Genomic DNA, 14,228 nt, shown 5'->3' on the forward strand with positions numbered 1-14,228 from the left:
GGGTCGATGCGCCCGGAAACACTTGCCCGTGATTTGTGGGCCGCGAAGTAGAGGTCCAACCTCTAACGTCGCCGAGAACGCGGCCCGTAAATCATGGGTTTCCGGGTCGTCGGCCCGGACCGGAGCCCACGCCCCCGACCCGCACCCGGCAACCGCATCGCGCCCACACCGAGCCCACCGCCCACCCCGCCGCGAAGCGGCGCACCGTCGACAGACAGGAACCGTCGTGGAGAACGTCATCGCCCAGGCGCAAGCCTGGCTCGCCGAGGACCCGGACCCGGAGACCCGCGAGGAGCTGGCCAAGCTGCTCGAGGCGGAGGACGTGGACGCGCTCACCGCCCGCTTCGCCGGGACCCTCCAGTTCGGCACCGCCGGCCTCCGCGGCGAGCTGGGCGCGGGTCCGATGCGGATGAACCGGGCCGTCGTGATCCGCGCCGCCGCCGGCCTCGCCGCGTACCTGCGCGCGCAGGGCCACGCCGGCGAGGCGGAGACACCCGGCGCGCCCGGAGACGCAGCCGGAGACGCAGCCGGAACGCGCGAGCCGGGGCTGGTCGTGATCGGCTACGACGCGCGCCACAAGAGCGCGCAGTTCGCCCGCGACACCGCCGCCGTCGTCACGGGCGCCGGCCTGCGCGCGGCGCTCCTCCCCCGGCCCCTGCCGACCCCCGTGCTGGCGTTCGCCGTGCGTCATCTGGGCGCCGTCGCGGGCGTGACCGTGACCGCGAGCCACAACCCGCCGCGGGACAACGGCTACAAGGTCTACCTGGGCGACGGCTCCCAGATCGTGCCGCCCGCGGACGCGGAGATCGCCGCCGCGATCGACGCGGTCGGCGCGCTCGCCGACGTGCCGCTGCCGGAGACGGGCTGGCAGGTGCTCGACGAGGAGGTCGTCGAGGCGTATCTGGACCGCAGCGCGACCGTGCTGAACGGCGGCGCCGCACTGCCCGCGGACGGGGACGGCGGCCCGGGGCCGCTCAAGGTGGTGCACACGGCGCTGCACGGCGTCGGCGCCGACACGCTGCGGGAGGCGTTCGTCCGGGCCGGCTTCACCGCACCCGTCGCGGTCGCCGAGCAGGCCGAGCCGGACCCGGACTTCCCCACGGTCGCCTTCCCGAACCCGGAGGAGCCGGGCGCGATGGACCTGGCGTTCGGCGCGGCCCGTGCCGTGCGACCGGATCTGGTGATCGCCAACGACCCGGACGCCGACCGGTGCGCGGTGGCGGTGCCGGACGAGGAGGCGCCCGACGGCTGGCGGATGCTCCGCGGCGACGAGGTGGGCGCGCTGCTCGCCACCCACCTGGTGCGCAAGGGCGCCCAAGGCACTTTCGCGACGACCATCGTGTCGTCGTCGCTGCTCGGCCGTATCGCCCGGCGCGCGGGTCTGGCGTACGAGGAGACGCTGACGGGCTTCAAGTGGCTGTCCCGGGTGCCGGGGCTGCGCTTCGGGTACGAGGAGGCGCTGGGCTACTGCGTCGACCCGGACGGGGTGCGCGACAAGGACGGCATCACGGCCGCGCTGCTGGTGGCGGAGCTGGCCGCGGAGCTGAAGGCGCAGGACCGCACGCCGGCGGACCTGCTGGACGACATCGCCGTGGAGTACGGCCTGCATGCGACGGACCAGCTCTCCGTGCGGGTGGAGGACCTGTCGCTGATCGACGAGGTGATGGGCCGGCTGCGGGCGGCGCCGCCGAAGCGGCTCGCCGGGCTGCGGGTGTCGGCTGCGGAGGATCTGCGGGAGGGCGTGGGCGGGCTGCCGCCGACGGACGGCCTGCGGTACCGGCTGGGCGACGGCGAGGCCCGCGTGGTGGTCCGTCCGAGCGGCACCGAGCCGAAGCTGAAGTGCTACCTGGAGGCGGTCGTGCCGGTGGCGGACGCCTCCGGGCTGGAGCGGGCGCGTCAGCGGGCCCGCGAGGTGCTGGACGGGCTCGCCGCCGATCTCTCCAAGGCCGCCGGCCTCTGACGGACCGGACTGGCGGGGTCAGGTCGCCAGGACGTAGGCGAGGCCGGCGGCGCCGACCAGGAGCGGGGCCAGGACCTCGTACGCCCACCGCACGGTGACCGGCGCGGTCGGGGCCGGCTCCGTGCCGTCCTCGCCGTGCTTCGCGGCGAGGTCCCGCAGTTCGTGGATGACGCCGTCGGACGTGGCCGTCTTCCGGCCACCCTCGCCCTCGCCGGTGACGGATTCGCTGAGGCCCACGCCGAAGAGGCCGCGGGACGGCTTGTGGCCGGCGTCGACGCGGGCGTTGTGCCGGATGGCCGCCTTCCGGGCGCGGAGGGAGACGGGGACGGACCACAGTTGGTAGGTGGTGCCGTCGGCGACGACTTCGCTGGTGTAGCCGGAGCGCAGGGAGTCCACCGACTGCCAGGACATGCTGATCGTGCGGAACGGGTTGCGGACCCGGAGGCGCTCGCGCCCGGCGAAGACGGCGGGGCGCAGGGTGAAGGCGACGACCAGCGGGACGAAGCACAGGAGGCCGGCGCCGACGGTGATCTGCTGGCGTCCGGAGCCGCGGATCAGCGCGTCGGAGCCGAGCCAGAGGGCGATGGCCAGGAGCGCCACGCCTGCGGCGAGTGCGGCCGGCGACCGGTAGCAGCGGTCGGCCACCGGCGGGTTCTGCGAAGTCATGGGGGTGATTGTGCCCGACCGTCCGCATGGCGGATATTGCGGTCCGGCATCGATCCGGGGGCACCCCGTCGTGGGACGCTACGCGTGTAGATATGCTCGTGTGGTGACCATGTCTTCTGCGCCCACCGCTACCGCCCCCGGTGCCCCTCCGGGGGGAAGCCCCCTGGCGGACGTGACCGCGTCCGAGACCTCGCTGCGCCGGTATCTGCACGGCCTCCCCGGCGTCGACGCCGTGGGGCTGGAGGCGCGTGCCGCGATGCTCGGCACGCGCTCCATCAAGAACGCCTCCAAGGCCCACGCCATCGACCTGGCGATCTCCATGATCGACCTGACCACGCTGGAGGGTGCCGACACCCCCGGCAAGGTGCGGTCGCTGTGCGCCAAGGGCGCCAACCCGGACCCGTCCGACCGTACGACGCCCAAGGTCGCCGCGATCTGCGTCTACCCGGACATGGTGGCCACCGCCAAGGAGGCGCTGGCCGGGTCGGGCATCCACGTCGCGTCGGTCGCGACCGCCTTCCCCGCGGGCCGCGCGGCACTGGACGTGAAGCTCGCGGACACCCGCGACGCGGTCGCCGCGGGAGCGGACGAGATCGACATGGTCATCGACCGGGGCGCCTTCCTCGCCGGCCGGTACGGCAAGGTCTTCGAGGAGATCCTTGCCGTGAAGGAGGCGTGCGGCACCGCACACCTGAAGGTGATCTTCGAGAACGGCGAGCTGTCGACCTACGACAACATCCGCCGTGCCTCCTGGCTGGCGATGCTCGCCGGCGCGGACTTCATCAAGACCTCGACGGGCAAGGTCGCGGTGAACGCGACGCTGCCGAACACGCTGCTGATGCTGGAGGCGGTGCGCGACTTCCGCGCGGCGACCGGCACGCAGGTGGGCGTGAAGCCGGCCGGCGGCATCCGCACCAGCAAGGACGCCATCAAGTACCTGGTGACGGTGAACGAGACGGCCGGCGAGGACTGGCTGCACCCCGACTGGTTCCGCTTCGGCGCCTCCAGCCTGCTCAACGACCTGCTCATGCAGCGTCAGAAGCTCAGCACCGGCCGCTACTCCGGTCCCGACTACGTGACGGTGGACTGATGTCTGCATTCGAGTACGCACCCGCTCCCCAGTCCGCCTCGGTGGTGGACGTCGCCCCGAGCTACGGGCTGTTCATCGACGGTGAGTTCCGCGAGTCCGCCGACGGCAAGGTCTTCAAGACGGTGTCCCCCTCGACCGAGGAGGTGCTGTCGGAGGTCGCGCAGGCGGGCTCCGAGGACGTGCAGGCGGCGGTGAAGGCCGCACGGCGGGCGTTCGAGAAGTGGTCGGCGCTGCCGGGCGCCGAGCGCGCCAAGTACCTGTTCCGGATCGCGCGGATCATCCAGGAGCGGTCGCGCGAGCTGGCCGTGCTGGAGACGCTGGACAACGGCAAGCCGATCCGGGAGACCCGGGACGCCGACCTGCCGCTGGTCGCCGCGCACTTCTTCTACTACGCGGGGTGGGCGGACAAGCTCGGCCACGCCGGGTACGGGCCCGAACCGAAGCCGCTGGGCGTGGCCGCGCAGGTCATCCCGTGGAACTTCCCGCTGCTGATGCTGGCGTGGAAGATCGCCCCGGCGCTGGCCACCGGCAACACGGTGGTGCTCAAGCCGGCCGAGACCACGCCGCTGTCGGCGCTGTTCTTCGCCGACATCTGCCGCCAGGCCGGGCTGCCCCGGGGCGTCGTCAACATCATCACCGGCGACGGCCCGGTCGGCGCCGAACTGGTGGCCCACGAGGACGTGAACAAGGTCGCCTTCACCGGCTCGACGGCCGTCGGCAAGGAGATCGCCCGCACGGTCGCGGGCACGCGCAAGAAGCTGACGCTGGAGCTGGGCGGCAAGGGCGCCAACATCGTCTTCGACGACGCGCCGATCGACCAGACCGTCGAGGGCGTCGTCAACGGCATCTTCTTCAACCAGGGCCAGGTGTGCTGCGCCGGGTCCCGGCTGCTCGTGCAGGAGTCGGTGGCCGACGAGCTGCTGGAGTCGCTGAAGCGCCGCCTCGGCACGCTGCGCGTGGGCGACCCGCTGGACAAGAACACCGACATCGGCGCGATCAACTCCGCCGAGCAGCTGGCCCGGATCACCGAACTCGCCGAGGCCGGCGAGGCGGAGGGCGCGGACCGCTGGTCCCCGGCGTGCGAACTGCCCTCCTCGGGCTACTGGTTCGCCCCGACGCTGTTCACCGGCGTGTCGCAGGCCCACCGGATCGCACGGGAGGAGATCTTCGGCCCGGTGCTGTCCGTGCTGACCTTCCGCACCCCGGACGAGGCGGTCGCCAAGGCGAACAACACGCCGTACGGCCTGTCGGCGGGCATCTGGACGGAGAAGGGCTCGCGCATCCTGAAGATGGCGTCGAAGCTGCGCGCGGGCGTCGTCTGGTCCAACACGTTCAACAAGTTCGACCCGACCTCGCCGTTCGGCGGCTACAAGGAGTCGGGGTTCGGCCGCGAGGGCGGCCGCCACGGTCTGGAGGCCTACCTCGATGTCTGACGCACGGCTGGGTGTTCTCAAGACGTACAAGCTCTTCGTCGGGGGGAAGTTCCCCCGCTCGGAGAGCGGACGGGTGTACGAGGTGACCGACTCCAAGGGTCAGTGGCTGGCCAACGCCCCGCAGGCGTCGCGGAAGGACGCCCGTGACGCGGTCGCCGCGGCGCGGAAGGCGTTCGGCGGCTGGTCCGGGGCGACGGCGTACAACCGGGGGCAGGTGCTCTACCGGGTCGCCGAGATGCTGGAGGGCCGGCGCGACCAGTTCGCCGCCGAGGTGGGCGCGGCGGACGGGCTGTCGAAGTCCAAGGCCGCGGCGCAGGTGGACGCGGCGATCGACCGCTGGGTCTGGTACGCGGGCTGGTCGGACAAGATCGCCCAGGTCGTGGGCGGCGCGAACCCGGTCGCGGGGCCGTACTTCAACCTGTCCTCACCCGAACCGACGGGCGTGGTCGCCGTGGTGGCGCCGCGGAAGTCGTCGCTGCTGGGCCTGGTGTCGGTGCTGGCTCCGGTGATCGTCAGCGGGAACACGGCCGTGCTGGTGGCCGCGGAGGACGCGCCGCTGCCCGCACTGTCGCTGGCCGAGGTGCTGGCGACGTCGGACGTGCCGGGTGGCGTGGTGAACGTGCTGACCGGCAGCGCCGCGGAGATCGCCCCCTCGCTGGCCGCGCACCAGGACGTCAACGCGGTCGACCTCGCGGGCGCGGACGCCGGTCTGGCGAAGGACCTGGAGGTCGCGGCGGCGGACACGGTCAAGCGGGTGCTGCGGCCGGGGGCGGGAACCGACTGGTTCGCCGAGCCCGGCACCGAGCGGATGACCGCCTTCCTGGAGACGAAGACGGTGTGGCACCCGATGGGTGTCTGAGCACGGCGCACGGCGCGTGCCCGGGGCTGCGGAGGCGGCCGGGGCACGCGCCGCACGTGTACGTGGGCGGGCGTTCAGCCGCGCAGCATGCCGCCGAGAGCCTGCACCACGGGGAGTTCGTCCAGCGAGGCGCCGTCGGCCAGCGGGCCCGTCACCGTCTCGGTGCCGATGGGCTTGAAATCGGCGACCTGGGTGCCGATGCCGTTGGCCAGCGGGTCGGAGCCCGTGCCGGCCATCGGGTTGATCGGCAGGTCGGCCACCGGCCGCAGCGCGCCGCCGGCGCTGTGCTCCAGCGCGTACTGCAGCGTCTCCTGCGGCTCGTGCACCACCGAGGTGTCGAGTTCGCCGACCGGCGTCTCGACCGTGCTGGGCTCCGCCGCGTGCGCCAGCCCTCCGGCTCCGGCGAGGGCGGCTCCGGCCGCCGTCACGGTCAGCCCGACGCGCAGGACTGCCTGCGCGCGCCGCGATTCCTTCCTCCGAGCGTGCCGCGGGCGAGAAGTCACGATCCACCTGCCTGACGTACGTGTGACGAGATCAGCACACAGCGTAGTACGCGGGGGTGGGTGAACCCGCGGTTGCGCCCGGGATTCACCCGGACGGGAATCTCCGGACGCGGGGGCGTCGATGGCGCACGGATGAGCGACAATGGTGTCTCGTGACCTCCAGCGCCCGCCCCGCGAACGACGTCCCCGCCCGCGTGATTCTGCTGACCGGCCCCTCGGGGGCCGGGAAGTCACGACTCGCCGCCCGCACCGGACTCCCGGTGCTGCGCCTCGACGACTTCTACAAGGAGACCGGCGACCCTTCGCTGCCCCGGCTGCCCGACGGCGCCACCGACTGGGACGCGCCCGGCTCCTGGGACGCGGACGCCGCGTTCGCCGCGTTGACGGACCTGTGCGCGCACGGCCGTACCACCGTGCCGGTGTACGACATCGCGACGAGTTCCCGTACCGGCGCGGCTCAGTTCGCGCTGCACGGCGCCCCGTTGTTCGTCGCCGAGGGCATCTTCGCGGCCGACATCGCGGCCCGTTGCGCGGCCGCAGACGTGCTCGCGGACGCGATCTGCCTGCGCGGACGACCCTTCACCACCTTCCGCCGCAGGCTCCTGCGCGACGTGCGGGAGGGTCGCAAGTCCGTTCCGTTCCTGGTGCGCCGGGGCTGGGCCCTGATGCGGGCCGAGGGCGCGATCGTGGCGCGGCACCGCGGGCTGGGTGCCCACGCGTGCGCGCGGGACGAGGCGCTCCGCAGGATCTCCGGCCTCCGGGTGACGGAGCGCGGCTCGGTCCACGCGTAAGAGGGAAGACCCCTGCACGGACGCGACGTTCGGCACGGGCGCGGCGTTCGGCGGACGTACGAAGGCGGGTGCGGCCGGACCCCCCGTCCGGCCGCACCCGTCGTCCCCCGTTCCCCCGTGCTTCCCCCGTTCCCCCCTCGGGGCCCGTCGCGTCAGGCGACCAGCTCTCCGAAGCATTCCTCCTGGTCCCGGCCGAGGCTCAGCGCCTCGTCGTCGCGCAGCCGGCGCAGCGAGCGCCAGATGCTGCTCTTCACCGTGCCCACGCTGATGTCCAGGATGTCGGCGATCTCGAGATCCGTGCGGCCCTCGTAGTAGCGGAGCACCAGCATGGTGCGCTGCGTCTCGGGCAGCCGGGCGAGCGCCTGCCAGAGCACGGCGCGCAGTTCGGTGCCGCGCATCGCGTCGTGGTCGGCGGAGGGCGACTCGGGCAGCTCCTCCGTCGGGTACTCGTTGAGCTTGCGGCGGCGCCAGGCGCTGATGTGCAGATTCGTCATGGTGCGCCGCAGGTAGCCGCCGACGGCCGCCTTGTCGGTGATCCGGTCCCAGGCCCGGTAGGTCGAGAACAGCGCGCTCTGGAGCAGGTCCTCGGCCTCGAACCGGTCGCCGGTCAGGTGGTAGGCCGTGGCGTAGAGGGAGGCGCGGCGCTCGCGGACGTAGTCCGTGAACTCGACCTCCGAGGAGGCGCTGCGCGGCTCCCGCGCGACCTCCCCGGTGCCGGCGTTCCCCCGGGTGCCCTCCACCGCTGCGATGTGCGGCGGACGGCTGTGACCGGCACGGCGAGCGCACCCCCGCCCGCTCACCGTGCCGGGCTTCTCCGCGACGCGGGCCTGCGGAACCGTCGTGGTGTGCAGACGCGTCTGGATGACTGCTGCGTTGCTCCTCGTGCTGTGCAGAGTGCTCATCTCGCGCCTCCCTCTTCCGGTGCCGGCCCGTTCGCCTGCTTGCTGGTGACTACACTCCCGCGCCAGTTTCATCAGGGGGTCCCCCGACTGTCACAGGCCTGTCACAGGGCGCCGCGGGACCGTGACCGGTCGTCCGAAGGGATGCCGGGAGCGCCGCGCGGTCGAAGTGTGCGGGGCGCATGGGACAGAATGGCGCGTGTGGCTTTCCTGTTGCTGATCGAGGACGACGACGCGGTCCGTACGGCCCTGGAGATGAGCCTGTCGCGGCAGGGTCACCGGGTGGTGACGGCGGCGTCGGGCGAGGACGGGCTGAAGATGCTGCGCGAGCAGCGTCCGGACCTGATCGTGCTGGACGTGATGCTGCCGGGCATCGACGGTTTCGAGGTGTGCCGCCGCATCCGCCGGACCGATCAGCTGCCGATCATCCTGCTGACCGCGCGCAGCGACGACATCGACGTGGTGGTGGGTCTGGAGTCGGGCGCCGACGACTACGTCGTCAAGCCGGTGCAGGGGCGGGTGCTGGACGCCCGCATCCGCGCGGTGATGCGGCGCGGCGAGCGGGAGGCCAGCGACTCGGCGACGTTCGGCTCGCTGGTGATCGACCGGGCCGCGATGACCGTCACCAAGAACGGCGAGGACCTGCAACTGACGCCCACCGAGCTGCGGTTGCTGCTGGAGCTGAGCCGCCGTCCGGGGCAGGCGCTGTCCCGGCAGCAGTTGCTGCGGCTGGTGTGGGAGCACGACTACCTGGGCGACTCGCGCCTGGTCGACGCCTGTGTGCAGCGGCTGCGCGCCAAGGTGGAGGACGTGCCGTCCTCCCCCACGCTGATCCGCACCGTGCGCGGAGTCGGGTACCGGCTGGACGCCCCGCAGTGACGGCCGCCGCCGCGCCGGTGCGGCCGGTTCCGGGGAGGGACGCGGCGTCGTGAGAGGTGCTCTGACGCGCTTTCGGGGCCGACTGGCGGGCCTGCTGCCGACGTTGCGGCTGCGGCTGGTGGTGGTGTTCGCGCTGGTGGCGCTGGCGGCTGCGGTGTCGGCGTCCGGGATCGCGTACTGGCTCAACCGGGACGCCGTGCTGACCCGTGCGCAGGACGCGGCGCTGAAGGACTTCCGCAAGGCGATGGAGGACCACGTCGGCCGGCTGCCCCAGCAGTACGACTGCGCGCAACTGCGCGACGCGGCGGGCCGGATGGCGAACAGCACCCAGGGGTACGAAGTGGTGCTGCTCGGCGAGGACCGGAACGGCAGCGCCTGCCGGGCCGCCTCGGCGCCGGGCTTCTTCACCTCCTCGGACGTGCCGGAGAGCCTGCGGAGCGCCGTCGACCGGCGCCGCGAGGTCGACGACGCGAACCGTTTCCCGTACCACCTGTACTGGCAGCGCGTGGTCCGCGAGGAGGACCCCTACCTGGTGGGCGGGGCGAAACTGATCGGCCGGCAACCCTCACCCAGCGGCTACATGCTGAAGTCGCTGGCGGCCGAGCGGGACGACCTGTCGTCACTGGCCTGGTCGCTGGGCATCGCGACGGCGCTCGCCCTGATCGGCGCGATGCTGCTGGCGCAGGCGGCGGCGACGACCGTGCTGCGGCCGGTGCGGCGGCTGGGCGACGCGGCCCGGCGGCTCGGCGAGGGGAAACTCGACACCCGGCTGAAGGTCTCCGGCACGGACGAACTGGCGCAGCTGTCCCGGACGTTCAACGCCACGGCCGCCTCGCTGGAGAAGCGGGTGGCGGAGTTGAGCGCCCGGGAGGCGTCCTCGCGCAGGTTCGTCGCCGACATGTCGCACGAACTGCGGACGCCGCTCACCGCGATCTCCGCGGTGACGGAGGTGCTGGAGGAGGAGCAGGACAACCTCGATCCGATGATCGCCCCGGCGGTGGGCCTGGTGGTCAGCGAGACGCGGCGGCTGGCCGACCTGGTGGAGAACCTGATGGAGGTCACCCGCTTCGACGCCGGCACCGCACGCCTGGTGCTGGACGATGTGGACGTGGCCGACATGGTGACGGCGTGCATCGACGCCCGCGCCTGGCTGGACGCGGTGGAGCTGGACGCGGACCGCGGCATCACGGCCCGCCTCGACCCGCGGCGGCTGGACGTGATTCTGGCGAATCTGATCGGCAACGCGCTGAAGCACGGCGGCTCTCCGGTACGGGTGTCGGTGCGGGTCCGTCCGGGCGCGGCGCCGTCGGGGGACGACGCGCTGGTGATCGAGGTGACGGACCACGGCCCGGGCATCCCGAAGGACGTGCTGCCGCACGTCTTCGACCGGTTCTACAAGGCGAGCGCGTCCCGGCCGCGGTCGGAGGGCAGCGGCCTCGGGCTGTCCATCGCCATGGAGAACGCGCACATCCACGGCGGCACCATCCGCGTACGGAACGGCGAGACGCCCGACGGGGGCGCGGTGTTCACCCTCCTGCTGCCGCGGGACGCGAGCGAACTGGCCGAGCCGGAGAGGGACGCCGCGGCCGGACGTCGGCCGCGCGGGCGGCACCCGGACCGCGGCCGCGACGGCGGACGGGACGCGGACGGTGAGGGGCACGGGGACGCGCGCTGGGACGACGACGCCGGCAGGGAGAACGAGGCATGATCCGGACCGCTCCGCCGCGTCCCGCGGCTCCGGCCGCTCCGCGGCAGGCCGCGGAGCGGCGTTCGCGCGCCGCGCTCGCCGGCGCTCTCGCGGCGCTCCCGCTGCTGGCGGTCGCCGGCTGCGGTATCCAGCCGACATCGGTACCGGTGGACGCGGGGGCCGCGCCCTCGCGGGTGGCCTGCGTGCTGCCCGACGACGGGCCGACGACCCCCGCGCCGCGGCACACCGTGGTGCGGGTCTACCTGGTGTGCGGCTCGCGTGTCAGCCCGGTGCAACGGTCCGTGCGACTGCCCGAGGGACGGGCGGACGTCGCCGGGGCGCTGCTGGGGACGCTGTCCGACGAGCCCGGGCCCCGGGAGCGTGCGGCCGGGTTCGCCAGCCAGGTGCCGCCCGAGCTGGAGGTGGGGCCCGGCACTCGGACCGACCCGCCGGGCACCCTGCGGCTCGGCACGGCCCCGTCGGGACTGCCGCCTTTCGCCCTCGCGCAGATCGTGTGCACCTTCGCCGAGACGGAGGCCGGCACGCCGCAGGAGGGCACCGTGGTCCTGGCCGGGCCGGCGGACGCCCCCGTGCCGGAGCCGCCACGGCGCATCGCCTGCACCACCGAGCTGCGCAACAGCCCCGACGCGGCGGACAGGGCCGGCACGCCGGTCGGGTCGTGAGCCGACACGTGGTCGCGAGGCGGGGACCGGTCGTGCGGCAGGGACCGGTCGTGGGGGTGCCCGGAAGCCTGGGGGCGGTGGCCGGAACCGCGGGCGAGGAAGCCCGCGTCTCCCCCGTCGTGCACGGTCATGTCCCCGGGCGCGCCACGTCGTCCCGTATCCGGGCGGCGGCCGCCCTCCTGCTCGGCGCCCACCTCCTGACGGTCGGCTGGCTCATGCTGCGCCCCCGCACCGTCCCGTGGGTGCCGCCGTCGAACCTCCAGCCCTTCGTGACCATCCAGGCCGACCTGGCGGCCGGGCCGCAGGCGGCGCTGATCGGCATCGGCGGTGAACTCCTGCTCCTGGCCCCCGTGGGCGTGCTGCTCCCGCTCGCCGCCGGGCGGCTGTACGGGCCCCGGGTGGCGACGGCCCTGCGCACGGTGCTGATGGGGGTGTTCCTCGCGCTGGGCGTGGCCGTGCTGCGCAGCGGCGCACCGAGCCGCCCGGTGACGGTGGACGCGATGATGCTCAACGCCGCCGGCGTGGCCCTCGCGCACCTGCTGCTGTACCCCTCGCTGCGCCGGCGGCTGCTGCGCCTTCCCGCGGGCCCGTTCACCCGGGACCGGGACGACCGGCCCCGGATCGGCCTCGCGGAGGAGGGTACTCGGGGACGTACCCCGAGAGGTTCCAGGGTCGGGATCGCCCCGTAGCGGGACGCTTTCCGCCCTGTTGCCCTCCTACGGTGGATGACACGGTCCGGGAACAGCCGGGACCGGTGCAACGCTTCGAGAGCACACAGATGGGAGCCGCCGTCATGGCCGCACTCGTACGCCCGCAGGACAACCGGATGATCGCCGGGGTGTGCGCGGGACTCGCCCGCCGGTTCGGCATGAAGCCGGGGACGATGCGCGTGATCTTCCTCGTCTCGTGCCTGCTTCCCGGACCGCAGTTCCTGATCTACCTGGCGCTGTGGATCTTCCTGCCCAACGCCCAGCGGCAGCCGACCTGGTGAGGACCGGGCCCGGCGGGAGATCACCGCGCCGGACGGTCAGCCCAGCGGCAGACCGCCACCGCCGAGGGAGCCGCTGGTGAGCGGCAGGCCGTCCGTGGGCAGACCGCCGCCGAGGGTGTCGGTGACCGTCTCGGTGGGGCCGCTGTTGCCGGCGAGCTGACCGGCGAGGGGCAGGCCGCCGAGCATCTTCCCCGGGCCGCCTTCGCCGCCCTCCGTGCCCTCGCCGCCCTCGGCCTTCGCCACGTCGGCCGGCAGGGTGGAGGCGACCACGTCGTCGGAGGCGGTGGGCATCCGGGCGACGGAGTCGCCGCCGGCCATCGCGTCCTGCACCGGCGGGGCGGACACCAGCTGGCGGCCCGTGGTCTCCACCGTCTCGCCGAGGTCGGCGGCGGAGGCGGCGCCGGCACCGGAGGCCGCGAAGGCGGCGCCGAGCGCAGTGACGCCGAGGGCCTTGATCGTTCCGTGCTTCATGGGTGACACGTCCTGTCGTGGGGGATCTTCGGGCGGTTCCGGCGAACGTAGCCAGGCCCGTGGATCACCCGCAAACAGGCGGAGGCGGCCCGGGAGGGGCGTGTCGCCGTCCTCCCCGGCCGCCTCGCCCACGGGTCCGGATCAGCCCGCCGAGTCCGCGGAACCGCTGGTCGGAGCCGCGCCCGGGGCCGGGTCGTGGAACAGCCACTCGGACTTCAGCTTGGCGTAGCCCGGCTTGACGACCTCGTTGATCATGGCGAGACGTTCATCGAAAGGGATGAACGCGGACTTCATCGCGTTGACGGTGAACCACTGCATGTCGTCCAGCGTGTAGCGGAAGGTGTCCACCAGGTGCTGGAACTCGCCGCTCATGCTGGTGCCGCTCATCAGCCGGTTGTCGGTGTTGACCGTGGCGCGGAAGTGGAGCCGGCGCAGCAGCCCGATGGGGTGCTCCGCGTACGAGGCGGCCGCACCGGTCTGGAGGTTCGACGACGGGCACAGCTCCAGCGGCACCCGCTTGTCCCGCACGTACGAGGCCAGCCGGCCCAGCTTGACCTGCCCGTCGTCGGCGACCTGGATGTCGTCGATGATGCGGACGCCGTGTCCGAGCCGGTCGGCGCCGCACCACTGGAGCGCCTGCCAGATCGACGGGAGGCCGAACGCTTCGCCGGCGTGGATGGTGAAGTGGTTGTTCTCCCGCTTGAGGTACTCGAACGCGTCGAGGTGACGGGTCGGCGGGTGGCCGGCCTCGGCGCCCGCGATGTCGAAGCCGACGACGCCGAGGTCGCGGTAACGATTCGCCAGCTCGGCGATCTCCAGCGCCCGGGCCGCGTGCCGCATCGCGGTGAGCAGCGCGCCGACGCGGATGCGGCGGCCCGCCTCGCGCGCCCGGCGCTCGCCCTCGCGGAAGCCCTCGTTGACCGCCTCCACGACCTGCTCCAGGGTGAGGCCCGCCTCCAGGTGCTGCTCGGGGGCATAGCGCACCTCGGCGTAGACCACGCCGTCGGCGGCGAGGTCCTCGGCGCACTCGGCGGCGACCCGCACCAGGGCGTCGCGCGTCTGCATCACGGCGCAGGTGTGCGAGAACGTCTCCAGGTACCGCTCCAGGGAGCCGGAGTCCGCGGACTCCCGGAACCAGGAGTCGAGCCGCTCGGCGTCCTCGGACTCCGGCAGCCCCTCGTAGCCCACCTCGCGGGCCAGCTCGATGATGGTGGCAGGGCGCAGCCCGCCGTCGAGGTGGTCATGCAGCAGCACCTTCGGGGCGCGGCGAATCTGCTCCGGTGTCGGAATGGTGAGGGGTGTCTCGCTCGTCATTT

At 73.3% G+C, this 14,228-nt stretch carries 15 protein-coding genes; 10 read left to right on the top strand and 5 right to left on the bottom strand.

The features are described from left to right. Positions 1–226: 226 nt before the first annotated feature. Positions 227–1,960: a phospho-sugar mutase gene (locus K304_RS0119315; RefSeq protein WP_027765097.1), complete on the top strand. Its 1,734-nt coding sequence runs from the start codon at positions 227–229 to the stop codon at positions 1,958–1,960. A gap of 18 nt (positions 1,961–1,978) precedes the next feature. Here the strand turns inward: K304_RS0119315 and K304_RS0119320 are convergent, their stop codons facing one another. Then, positions 1,979–2,626, bottom strand: a complete 648-nt coding sequence (locus tag K304_RS0119320) for a PH domain-containing protein (protein WP_027765098.1) — start codon at positions 2,624–2,626, stop codon at positions 1,979–1,981. A gap of 109 nt (positions 2,627–2,735) precedes the next feature. Between K304_RS0119320 and deoC the strand changes: the two genes are divergently transcribed. The 3 genes from deoC to K304_RS0119335 are packed head-to-tail and all read left to right on the top strand — an operon-like array spanning position 2,736 to position 6,008. Beyond that, positions 2,736–3,716, top strand: coding sequence for a deoxyribose-phosphate aldolase (gene deoC / locus K304_RS0119325; RefSeq protein ID WP_051308638.1), 981 nt, complete (start codon positions 2,736–2,738; stop codon positions 3,714–3,716). Then, the gene (locus K304_RS0119330; RefSeq protein ID WP_027765100.1) at positions 3,713–5,149 is read left to right on the top strand and encodes an aldehyde dehydrogenase family protein; all 1,437 of its coding nucleotides are present in this window, start codon (positions 3,713–3,715) and stop codon (positions 5,147–5,149) included. The genes deoC and K304_RS0119330 overlap by 4 nt, the downstream gene beginning before the upstream one ends. Then, entirely contained in the window at positions 5,142–6,008 is an 867-nt protein-coding gene (locus K304_RS0119335; protein WP_027765101.1) for an aldehyde dehydrogenase family protein, read from the top strand. Before K304_RS0119330 ends, K304_RS0119335 begins: the two co-directional genes overlap by 8 nt. 74 nt (positions 6,009–6,082) lie before the next feature. On the opposite strand, the gene K304_RS0119340 is transcribed toward K304_RS0119335, so the two are convergent. Further along, the gene (locus K304_RS0119340; protein WP_027765102.1) at positions 6,083–6,511 is read right to left on the bottom strand and encodes a hypothetical protein; all 429 of its coding nucleotides are present in this window, start codon (positions 6,509–6,511) and stop codon (positions 6,083–6,085) included. A 152-nt stretch (positions 6,512–6,663) separates the two neighbouring features. On the opposite strand from K304_RS0119340, the gene K304_RS29990 reads away from it, so the two are divergent. Next, positions 6,664–7,302 carry a hypothetical protein gene (locus K304_RS29990; RefSeq protein WP_051308635.1) on the top strand — a complete coding sequence of 213 codons (639 nt, stop codon included), beginning with the start codon at positions 6,664–6,666 and terminating at the stop codon, positions 7,300–7,302. Positions 7,303–7,454: 152 nt separating this feature from the next. Here K304_RS29990 and K304_RS0119350 read toward each other — a convergent pair whose 3' ends face one another. Next, positions 7,455–8,204 carry a SigE family RNA polymerase sigma factor gene (locus tag K304_RS0119350; RefSeq protein WP_027765103.1) on the bottom strand — a complete coding sequence of 250 codons (750 nt, stop codon included), beginning with the start codon at positions 8,202–8,204 and terminating at the stop codon, positions 7,455–7,457. Between the two features lie 198 nt (positions 8,205–8,402). Here K304_RS0119350 and K304_RS0119355 point away from each other — a divergent pair, with 198 nt between their 5' ends. The 5 genes from K304_RS0119355 to K304_RS0119375 all read left to right on the top strand — a co-directional run bounded on the left by K304_RS0119355 (position 8,403) and on the right by K304_RS0119375 (position 12,441). Beyond that, complete coding sequence (locus tag K304_RS0119355) at positions 8,403–9,080, top strand: response regulator transcription factor (RefSeq protein ID WP_027765104.1); 678 nt, start codon at positions 8,403–8,405, stop codon at positions 9,078–9,080. Positions 9,081–9,129: 49 nt separating this feature from the next. Next, positions 9,130–10,788 carry a sensor histidine kinase gene (locus K304_RS29995; RefSeq protein WP_051308636.1) on the top strand — a complete coding sequence of 553 codons (1,659 nt, stop codon included), beginning with the start codon at positions 9,130–9,132 and terminating at the stop codon, positions 10,786–10,788. After that, positions 10,785–11,450: a hypothetical protein gene (locus tag K304_RS30000; RefSeq protein ID WP_486591733.1), complete on the top strand. Its 666-nt coding sequence runs from the start codon at positions 10,785–10,787 to the stop codon at positions 11,448–11,450. Before K304_RS29995 ends, K304_RS30000 begins: the two co-directional genes overlap by 4 nt. Before the next feature lie 77 nt (positions 11,451–11,527). Next, a complete protein-coding gene (locus K304_RS0119370; protein WP_311674603.1) occupies positions 11,528–12,139 on the top strand; it encodes a VanZ family protein in 612 nt (203 codons plus the stop codon). Positions 12,140–12,243: 104 nt separating this feature from the next. Further along, entirely contained in the window at positions 12,244–12,441 is a 198-nt protein-coding gene (locus K304_RS0119375) for a PspC domain-containing protein (RefSeq protein ID WP_027765106.1), read from the top strand. 36 nt (positions 12,442–12,477) lie between these two features. On the opposite strand, the gene K304_RS0119380 is transcribed toward K304_RS0119375, so the two are convergent. Next, a complete protein-coding gene (locus K304_RS0119380) occupies positions 12,478–12,912 on the bottom strand; it encodes a hypothetical protein (RefSeq protein WP_027765107.1) in 435 nt (144 codons plus the stop codon). 141 nt (positions 12,913–13,053) lie between these two features. Further along, a complete protein-coding gene (locus tag K304_RS0119385; protein WP_027765108.1) occupies positions 13,054–14,226 on the bottom strand; it encodes an adenosine deaminase in 1,173 nt (390 codons plus the stop codon). Between the last annotated feature and the right edge of the window lie 2 nt (positions 14,227–14,228).

Source organism: Streptomyces sp. CNS606 (genome assembly GCF_000426325.1).